Origin of the sequence: Psychrobacter sp. AOP31-B2-9 (genome assembly GCF_052378005.1) — a bacterium.
In the GTDB taxonomy this organism is placed as follows: Bacteria; Pseudomonadota; Gammaproteobacteria; order Pseudomonadales; family Moraxellaceae; genus Psychrobacter.
The window spans coordinates 1-8349 of sequence record NZ_JBQSXG010000126.1; the positions used below are offsets into that span (position 1 = coordinate 1).

An 8349-nucleotide genomic window follows, 5' to 3' on the forward strand; every position below is an offset into this window, starting at 1 on the left:
ATAATTAACAAATATGTACTCTCTAGGAGTGTTATCCGTAACGTAAAGGGTGGTCAAGTGTTAAGCAGTTGGGTACACTATGTAACATAAAATGTGATATCAAAGTGTTCAACACGTCCTATTAAGTGATAATAAATTGACTTTGAATGTTCAGCAGATCCAAGAAAGTCATCAGACAACTTATTTATAAAAACCTTATGCATTAGCAGTGGCATATTGGCCGGCTTGTTAATGTTATTTTGAGATAAATCTAAAAGTGTGAGTAAATTGCCCATGTGGAATAATAGCCTACAGACCTTTTTGGTCGGTACGATAATGGCAGTTGGTGTGTCGTTGAGTGGCTGTAACAGCAGCGTAGATGATGTCCAAGATAAAGCAGGTATCGATGCGGAAGTTGGAGAGGAGAGCGTTGCTGAAACTGAAACTACGACAGCAGCAGATACTGACGTAAGTGGTGCAACTGTTCAGCCAGGCAAACAAGTGCAATATGATATCACAGCATGGGGCAGTGAAAATGTAGAATCACTCAATGTTAATGATTTAGAGGGTATCCAAGCGACTTTTGGCAATGTGGTGAGTACCGATGAAAACAGCTTAGACTATGCCAGTAATCCGGCTGCCAAGTATCGTTTTATGGATACCGATGCGCCTTATTTAGATATTATTGATTCTGAAAAATATCTCGAGCTTGGTTGGTATTTTGCCAACCCTACCGACTCTGATGAAGAAAAAGAGCTGAGCCAAGAGCATGCTGAAAAAGCCTATAAGCTCGCGCGTGAATTGATGGGTGATGAAGGGGGTAATCTCGTGTCTGATATGCTCAATGTGCAAATCGTTAAAAATAAAACCATCGGTGGTCAAAAGGTCGAGTTGGCAAAGTGTGAGTTTTATAGCTGTATGTTGGTCATTAACAAATCTGAGGCCCCAACCGATGACAGCTAAGACGATGATCAAACAGTGACAGCTCATTCCTCGCCGACTGGCTGGTTGTGTCTGCATTCACTAGAGAATACGTTGAATCAATCAACAGTAGATACCTCGACGGCTGGTTTATCATTGGACAATCGTGGACTGGCCTACGGCGATGGGTTTTTTACCACCATGGGTGTCATTGATGGTCAAATATTGTGGTTAGATTATCACCATCAGCGCCTTATTTCTCATAGCAAGGCATTACATATCGAGCTAGACAGCGACTTATTATTAAATGAGTTGCAGACGCATGCTCAGCAGCTACAACAAGGTATGCTCAAGCTGATTGTCACCCGCAGCACACAAGATATTCGTGGTTATTGTTATACGCCAAGTGCGTTTGGTAGTGCTTGTGAGGTTTGGCTCAAACCTTCTGCGATGAGAGTGGATACAGCGGAGCAATTGCGTCTACCTGATGATCGTTTCATTCCCTTACAGCCTATTAGCACTGCGGTTTGTCTGTCGTCGCAGATTTCCTGTCTACCATCAACGCTGGCAGGGCTCAAAACCCTCAATCGCTTAGATAACGTGCTAGCAAGTGGTGAGTTGCAAGATATCAAAGCCCAAATACCAAAACTCAAAACTGAAAAAAGCATCGGCGAGGGTCTGCTACGTGACATGAGCGGGCAGTGGGTCGAAGGTACGATGAGTAATGTGTTTTATCAATTATCAGAATCGCCTTGTACAACATCAGCATCAGAAAAACCATCTACGCTTCCACATTATCAAGACAATGCAAGCTATCTGACGACAGGCCAATGGTATACGCCATCTATGGCGCAATCGGGTGTCGATGGTGTCATGCGGCAAGTCATTATCGATGCGTTATCAAGGACACAATACCCAGTGGTGATAAGGTCGCTTCAAGATGATGATCTACCTAAATTAACGCAGATTTTCTTTTGCAATGCACTGCGTGGCGTCATGCCAATGAGTAGCTTGACGTTACTATCGGGTGAGATTGTGAGGTTTGAATCCGTCTAGCTATTATTGAAAAATATTAAATTTAGTGTCGATAAAGTCATCTGGGTATAAAACAATATCTTCGTTTCGATATATTCCTCGCGCTTTTAGTAGGGCTGTTTCACTATCTTCTGCAACCACTTCTATAATGGCACTCATCGTTTCGACTACCTCTATTTGATAAGTATTCAAATCGCCTTTCTTTATCATAACTGTTCTCAATAATTAAAAATTGTCATACTCAAAATCTGTTTTTTATCTATGCCAAATAGATTAGCAAAAGCGCTCAAAAGAAGTGATCGTATTTTGTTACGTTGACTTGTGTCTGAGCGCAAATCGATCAATGATCCTTTTTTCATAAAAGTTTTAAAAGGATAAAATCGCATGCACTCAGTCTATGAAGATAAACGAATTCCGCTACAAATCCGTCGTTTGATGATTTTTGATGAAATTTGCCAACTGGCTAGAAGTAAGCCTGATGAAATTGTGCATTTATCGCCTTATACTCAATTATCATTTGGTGTGATGTATTTACTAGATTTTAAAAGGTTTGTAGCCTTTGGCGGTATGTTCGAGTATGCGTACACGCGAGAGGAGGTTATTGAGCAGCGTATTTCTGTCACTCCTAATGATGAGCTAGTGATGTGTGCATTGACGGTCAACTTAAAAGCTTTTACCAAACCTACTCGCAATCCAGTTCAGCTTTTATGGCAGTGGAATGATTATGTGAAAAATAGAATGAACGCTTATGTTGATTATCGTGAAGAGCATTTTTTCAAAATTAATGACGAGATTGATTGGAATTACCCAGCGCATAAATTTCATCAGCGTCTCGTTGCTACTGCAAGATTACCGCTATGGGATGATAGAGATGAGTTAATTACTGATGTGTACCGCGATAAAAAAGGAAAGCCGAGACCTGAGCGCTACAACGAGAAGCGGTTAGTATAACTTTCGATAGTAGCCACGGCTCACAAACTCAATAATGCCTCTATCGCGTAACACTTGTAATTGCTGACGAATTTTATCTTGAATATGTTTGTTTTTGGGATGTTTGCGTTTTAACTCATCAGCAAAAGTATAAACTTGCTTTAGCGAAAAATCCGTATCAAGTCTGTCGATACACTGCCAGACATCTAGTGTCCAACCACGAGAAGCATTAGTTTGCTTACGTAAAAATAAGGTTTTTTGAAATTGTTGAGTGACATCATCGCGCGGTATGACTTGCTGATTTTTAACCAAAAACACTTTGCCCGATTCTGGCACTTGGCGTAAGTCGATATTACAGCCGACCCAACCTGCACGCTTGGCAGTCGCTGATAATGGCTTACGCTTGATAATAATATCAGGCTTAAAGAATTGCTTAGGAATAATTAAAAAGTTATTTACCGTCAGCTCTTTTGAGTATGTCAGGAAGAAAAAATTGGGATTATCCTCACTATTGATGCGTTCAATCATTGTCTTATAAGCACCATCATTAATAATGTTACTTAATTTAGATTTTTTACTTTTTAGCTCATATTGCTCACTACAGTTTGCGCAATAAAAGTCAGCAACTGGTTTACCGTTCGTAAATTCTGATAACGGTTGAGTGTTACAGTTAGGGCAGTAGCTATTGGTTGCGACCCAATTCTCACTCAATACTCGAATTATTTGGCTGGGTGACTTATAGTTTTTAGCAAGACTTTGATTGAAATGTAGATTCATAAAATGTTTTCATTCTTAATAGATACGTCAATATTGATGACAATAGCCTATGAGTATTAAGCCATATAAATGTGCCTAGCTAGCAAGATAATGCATAAGCTAAGCAAATAACATTGAAAATCGCACGGTTCAGTGCTAAATTCTAGCAAACATTTGCCTCGCGAGTTGCCATGAGCACGCCCACACCTGAAACGCCTCCTAAACGTCCCAATGATGAACCATCGAATAAGTATGATAACAGTGTTGAAGAGCGTGTCGATACCACACTATCAGACTCACGACCGATAGTGGATGAAGTGGAGGAAAAACCAGCGACAGACGTTTCACTCATAAGCGGGGATAGCAAGCCACGTAAATATAAAGTGGACAATCAATCGTTTTTTATGCAGCGTGGATATCAGGTGTTGCTCGTGCTTGGATTGATTGCTGTATTTTTCTTAGTGATGGTTTATCAAACCTTATTCGGACGTATCGAGCAACCAGCGCAGAAGGTTACGATTGAGCAGGGTCAAACTTATTATGGCTTACTGCCGCAGTGGCAGCAGCAGATTCCGCTGTTTTCGGTGAGCGTGGCTAAGATGTATGTCAAATCGCAAGTCGATGCGCCACTACATGCTGGGATTTATCAACTACCAGAAAACCCAACCATGGCTGAGGCGTTGCAAGTGCTAGCACAGGGGGCAGATGCAGCGATGGTAAAAGTACAAATCATCGAAGGCAAAACCTCGAAAGACTTGTATCAAATATTACGTGCTAATGATGGCATCAAAAAAGAAGTGCTAATCGAGGGTAGCGACAATGCCAGTATCGCTAAGGCGTTAGAGCTAAGTAGTATACTGCCAAGCTCTGTGACTGATAGTGATGATGCTATCGTCAATTATAATCTAGAAGGTTGGTTCGCCCCTGATACTTATTATTATGGTGAGAACACCAGTGATAAACAGGTATTGACTGACTTGTATAAACGCCAGCAGCAAGCGCTAAATGATGCATGGGAAAGCCGTGCACCGGACTTGCCTTATGCCACACCTTATGAAGCGCTAGTGATGGCGTCTATTATCGAAAAAGAAACCGGCGTAGCAGAAGAGCGTCCGTTGGTGTCTGCAGTATTTAGAAACCGTCTGAATCAAGGCATGCGCATGCAAACGGATCCGACCATTATCTATGGTATGGGTAGCCGCTATGATGGTAATATTCGTCGTCAGGACATCAATGAAAAAACGTCTTATAATACGTATCAAATTGATGGCTTACCACCAACGCCAATCGCACTGCCATCTGCGGCCTCCATCGAGGCAACTCTGCATCCAGCAGACAGCGAGGCATTATATTTTGTAGCGACGGGTAATGGCGGTCACAAATTTACCAATAGCTTGGCTGAGCATAACCAAGCGGTAAAAGATTATTTAAAAGTCATGCGCGAAAAGAAAGCACAAGCAGCAGCAGAGTAACTTGGTATATAAAGCCAGCACTTCTATCGCTTCTCAAAAAACCTATCATTTACTGAGCGTTGTGTCATTAGCTATCTAACTACATGACGCTTATCAATGACACAAGGTCATATCATGTCAGCACCTGTACAAGAGCAGTTATCTCAAACAACCTCGCCTAAAGAAAACCCCGATATTATGCCTAATCAAGGGCGTTTTATCAGCTTTGAAGGGACAGAAGGCGTGGGGAAAACCACCGCTATTGATCAACTGTGCTCACGTCTACAAGACAATGGCATCGACTATCTGCGTACCCGTGAGCCGGGTGGCAGTCCGTTTGCAGAGCGTTTGCGAGAGATATTACTAGACCCTGTGACCGATATTAATGACGATACAGAGTTATTGCTACTATTTGCCGCGCGCTGTGACCATATGCAGCAAGTCATTCTACCTGCGTTACAACGCGGTACATGGGTGATATGCGACCGCTTTACTGATTCAAGCATTGCCTATCAGGGCTTTGGTCGTGCGCATGGTGATGCAGCAGTACGAGCCAAGATTGATGCGCTTATCGAGCAATTTGTGCCCCAGTTGCCTGAGCTGACATTGTGGTTAGACTTGCCTGTATTAGAAGGCATGGCACGCGCTAATAAGCGCAGTGCTGCGGATCGTTTTGAGCAGCAAGCCACTGAGTTTTTTACGTGGGTGCATCAAGGATTTGGTACGCTTGCCGCGCAGTATCCCGAACGTATACAGCGTATTGATGCATCAGGAAGTACCGATGAGGTGAGTGCGCGTGTGTGGCAGGCAGTACAAGATAAGTTGGATATTAAATAGAGTAAAATCGCTATAAAAAGTGACAGCATGAACTTCGTTTGCAGTATTAGCTATAAATAAGCATGCAACAAAAAGCCCCAACAGTGTGTTGGGGCTTTTTGGTTACTAGGATGTGTTGGACGAAACAGCTTTATCGATTGCCGTCTATTTATCTATATTATCACCTACACTATTATCCATGTTCTTCGGCTCAGTATCTTTAGCGATATCAACCTCAGAGTTGGTCGTCATGTCTTTACCAGAGTCAGGAAAGCGATTAGGATCGAGCGTGCCTTTCTTGGTTTTAGGCGCATTACCGTTGCCGTTGGCACTGCTACTGGCAGATGCTTTAGTCTTGGATACAGCGGTTGAATTTGCTGACATCACTCCTGTATTGACCACAGAATCAGGCACTGTTTTTGTCTCGTCTGTCGCCGTGGTTGGTGAGTGCGTCGGTTCAGTATTGTTGCTTGGTTTGGTGGCTGTCTCACTGGCGCCATTTTGTTTAGCGACATCACTATTGTTATCATCATCAGCTGTTTGTTCAGAATTGTCATCGACCGGCTCATTTTCTTTACGCTTTTCAGGCGCTTTTGAGCTGGACTCAAAGCTGGCATCAGCGGCCATCCGTGCCTGTTCTTGCTTAGGCGTGACATCGACTGGTTTTGGCTGTACTTCATCCTCTATTACCAGTGAGATAAGCTTGCGATCACGTGGTACCGTACCATCGAACTTGTCGGTGATGACATGCAATTTGCCTTCTTTGTCTATGGTGTATAGCGGCACAAACTGCTTGTTATCCGCTTTGTATTGTTCAAAGCTGTAGCTATCGGTAATATTGGTGATTTTGATGCGAGCCTTTTTAGACAGCATGCTAGCCAGCTTGGTGTACGTTGCGTCTTTGCCAAACAGCCACTGCGATTGAAAGTTTGACTGCTTGTCTTCACGCTCGCTTTTGACTTTTTCATCACTGAATTTGAGGCGATATAGTTTACGCTCACCGAACTCATGACGATAATGAATCTCGGACAAGGTATTCATCTCTTTATCCATACTCATGGCAAACAGACGACCGATACCGATAAGGTCAAGGTTGTGATCGGCATGGTCAGAGATGGGGTTACCAAAATAAGTACGCAAACCACTCATGCGTGCACGGGCGATATTGGTATAGTTGTTGTGCGCAACGATGACATCAAAGCCTTGGTCTTTTAGAGATGTGGCTATCAATAACGCGATAGGGTTGGAGCCGACGATGAGGATACCATTGGTTTCAGGCTCACGGACACCAAGTAAATTACCGACCATTTTTGAGCCAATACCTTGAATCATAACTGTGCCAATGATGACCATAAATACTAAGGGTACGAGTAGCTCAACACCTTGAATATCGTACTCTTGTAGACGAATGGCAAACAGTGATGAAATAGCTGCAGCGACGATACCGCGTGGCCCAATCCAGCTAATCATTAGTTTTTCGCTAGTCTTCAAGTTTGAACCGATAGCCGATGCCCACACAGACAATGGACGTGCTACAAACATGACGATAGCGAGTAGTACCAATCCTGCAAAGCCGACACTCATTAAGCTTGCCAGCTCTACACGAGCAGCAAGAATGATAAAGAGTACAGAGATAAGTAGGATGGTTAAGGATTCATTAAACTCTAAGATAGTCTCACGCGGGAATTTTGGCCAGTTTGCTAAGGCCACGCCCAATACTGTGACGGTCAACAGACCAGACTCATGCTCTAAGTGGTTGGATATTGAAAACAAGACCAACACAAAGGCTAGTGTGAAGACATTGCGCAAAAACTCAGGAATCATATGGCGACGCATGAGAAATGCGAGCAGCCAAGCACCAGCCATCCCAAGGGCAGTTGCTAGTACGACGATTTTGGCAAACAGTAAGATACTGCTAGCTTCACCGCCAGAAATAATATATTCATAGACCAATACCACGGCGATTGCGCCGATTGGATCGATGATAATACCTTCCCATTTTAGGATGTTTGATATCGTCTTGTTTGGCCGTACACTGCGCAGTAGTGGCATAATAACTGTTGGACCAGTCACGCAGACCAGTGCGCCGAATAGCAACGCAATCAATGGATCGACATCAAATAGTAAATAAGTCGATAATGCCACGATAGCAATGGTAATCAGGACACCGACCGACACTAGCATTTGTACGACTGTACCATGCTGCTTAATCTCATCGAACTCTAAGGTCAGAGAGCCTTCAAAAAGAATAATTGCCACACCCAAAGAAATAAAGGGAAACATAAGCTCCCCCAATATTAAATCAGGATCGAAGATACCCAGTACAGGGCCCACGATAATACCAATCAGTAATAAAAATAAAATGGACGGTTGCTTTAAATACCAAGCCAACCATTGGGCGGCAATGCCGATCCCAACCACGCCAGATAATAATAGGGCGGTATCCATAAATTGATCCTTT

The 8349-nt window shown here is 43.0% G+C and carries 8 protein-coding genes; 5 read left to right on the plus strand and 3 right to left on the minus strand.

Translation table 11 applies throughout. The features are described from left to right. Positions 1-273: 273 nt before the first annotated feature. Positions 274-942: a hypothetical protein gene (locus tag ACT3SX_RS12045; protein WP_192520585.1), complete on the plus strand. Its 669-nt coding sequence runs from the start codon at positions 274-276 to the stop codon at positions 940-942. A gap of 15 nt (positions 943-957) precedes the next feature. After that, positions 958-1956, plus strand: coding sequence for an aminotransferase class IV (locus ACT3SX_RS12050; protein ID WP_318779558.1), 999 nt, complete (start codon positions 958-960; stop codon positions 1954-1956). A gap of 3 nt (positions 1957-1959) precedes the next feature. Here the strand turns inward: ACT3SX_RS12050 and ACT3SX_RS12055 are convergent, their stop codons facing one another. Continuing rightward, the gene (locus ACT3SX_RS12055) at positions 1960-2145 is read right to left on the minus strand and encodes a DpnD/PcfM family protein (protein ID WP_192520584.1); all 186 of its coding nucleotides are present in this window, start codon (positions 2143-2145) and stop codon (positions 1960-1962) included. A gap of 174 nt (positions 2146-2319) precedes the next feature. Between ACT3SX_RS12055 and ACT3SX_RS12060 the strand changes: the two genes are divergently transcribed. Then, the gene (locus tag ACT3SX_RS12060; RefSeq protein ID WP_442069971.1) at positions 2320-2886 is read left to right on the plus strand and encodes a hypothetical protein; all 567 of its coding nucleotides are present in this window, start codon (positions 2320-2322) and stop codon (positions 2884-2886) included. Here ACT3SX_RS12060 and ACT3SX_RS12065 read toward each other — a convergent pair. Further along, the gene (locus ACT3SX_RS12065) at positions 2878-3642 is read right to left on the minus strand and encodes a DpnI domain-containing protein (RefSeq protein WP_192520582.1); all 765 of its coding nucleotides are present in this window, start codon (positions 3640-3642) and stop codon (positions 2878-2880) included. The two genes, ACT3SX_RS12060 and ACT3SX_RS12065, sit on opposite strands and share 9 nt — an antisense overlap. A gap of 170 nt (positions 3643-3812) precedes the next feature. Between ACT3SX_RS12065 and mltG the strand changes: the two genes are divergently transcribed. After that, positions 3813-5093: an endolytic transglycosylase MltG gene (gene mltG / locus ACT3SX_RS12070; RefSeq protein WP_442062505.1), complete on the plus strand. Its 1281-nt coding sequence runs from the start codon at positions 3813-3815 to the stop codon at positions 5091-5093. A gap of 114 nt (positions 5094-5207) precedes the next feature. Continuing rightward, a complete protein-coding gene (gene tmk / locus ACT3SX_RS12075) occupies positions 5208-5909 on the plus strand; it encodes a dTMP kinase (protein WP_442062502.1) in 702 nt (233 codons plus the stop codon). Positions 5910-6053: 144 nt separating this feature from the next. On the opposite strand, the gene ACT3SX_RS12080 is transcribed toward tmk, so the two are convergent. Further along, positions 6054-8336 (minus strand): cation:proton antiporter, encoded by a 2283-nt coding sequence (locus ACT3SX_RS12080; protein WP_192520037.1) that lies wholly within the window; start codon positions 8334-8336, stop codon positions 6054-6056. Positions 8337-8349: the final 13 nt, after the last annotated feature.

Excerpts from the sequence above, each read along its gene's own strand:
- ACT3SX_RS12045 (WP_192520585.1), top strand. The coding sequence starts at position 274 with ATGTGGAATAATAGCCTACAGACCTTTTTGGTCGGTACGATAATGGCA.
- ACT3SX_RS12055 (WP_192520584.1), bottom strand. The coding sequence starts at position 2,145 with ATGATAAAGAAAGGCGATTTGAATACTTATCAAATAGAGGTAGTCGAA.
- ACT3SX_RS12060 (WP_442069971.1), top strand. The coding sequence starts at position 2,320 with ATGCACTCAGTCTATGAAGATAAACGAATTCCGCTACAAATCCGTCGT.
- ACT3SX_RS12065 (WP_192520582.1), bottom strand. The coding sequence starts at position 3,642 with ATGAATCTACATTTCAATCAAAGTCTTGCTAAAAACTATAAGTCACCC.
- mltG (WP_442062505.1), top strand. The coding sequence starts at position 3,813 with ATGAGCACGCCCACACCTGAAACGCCTCCTAAACGTCCCAATGATGAA.
- tmk (WP_442062502.1), top strand. The coding sequence starts at position 5,208 with ATGTCAGCACCTGTACAAGAGCAGTTATCTCAAACAACCTCGCCTAAA.
- ACT3SX_RS12080 (WP_192520037.1), bottom strand. The coding sequence starts at position 8,336 with ATGGATACCGCCCTATTATTATCTGGCGTGGTTGGGATCGGCATTGCC.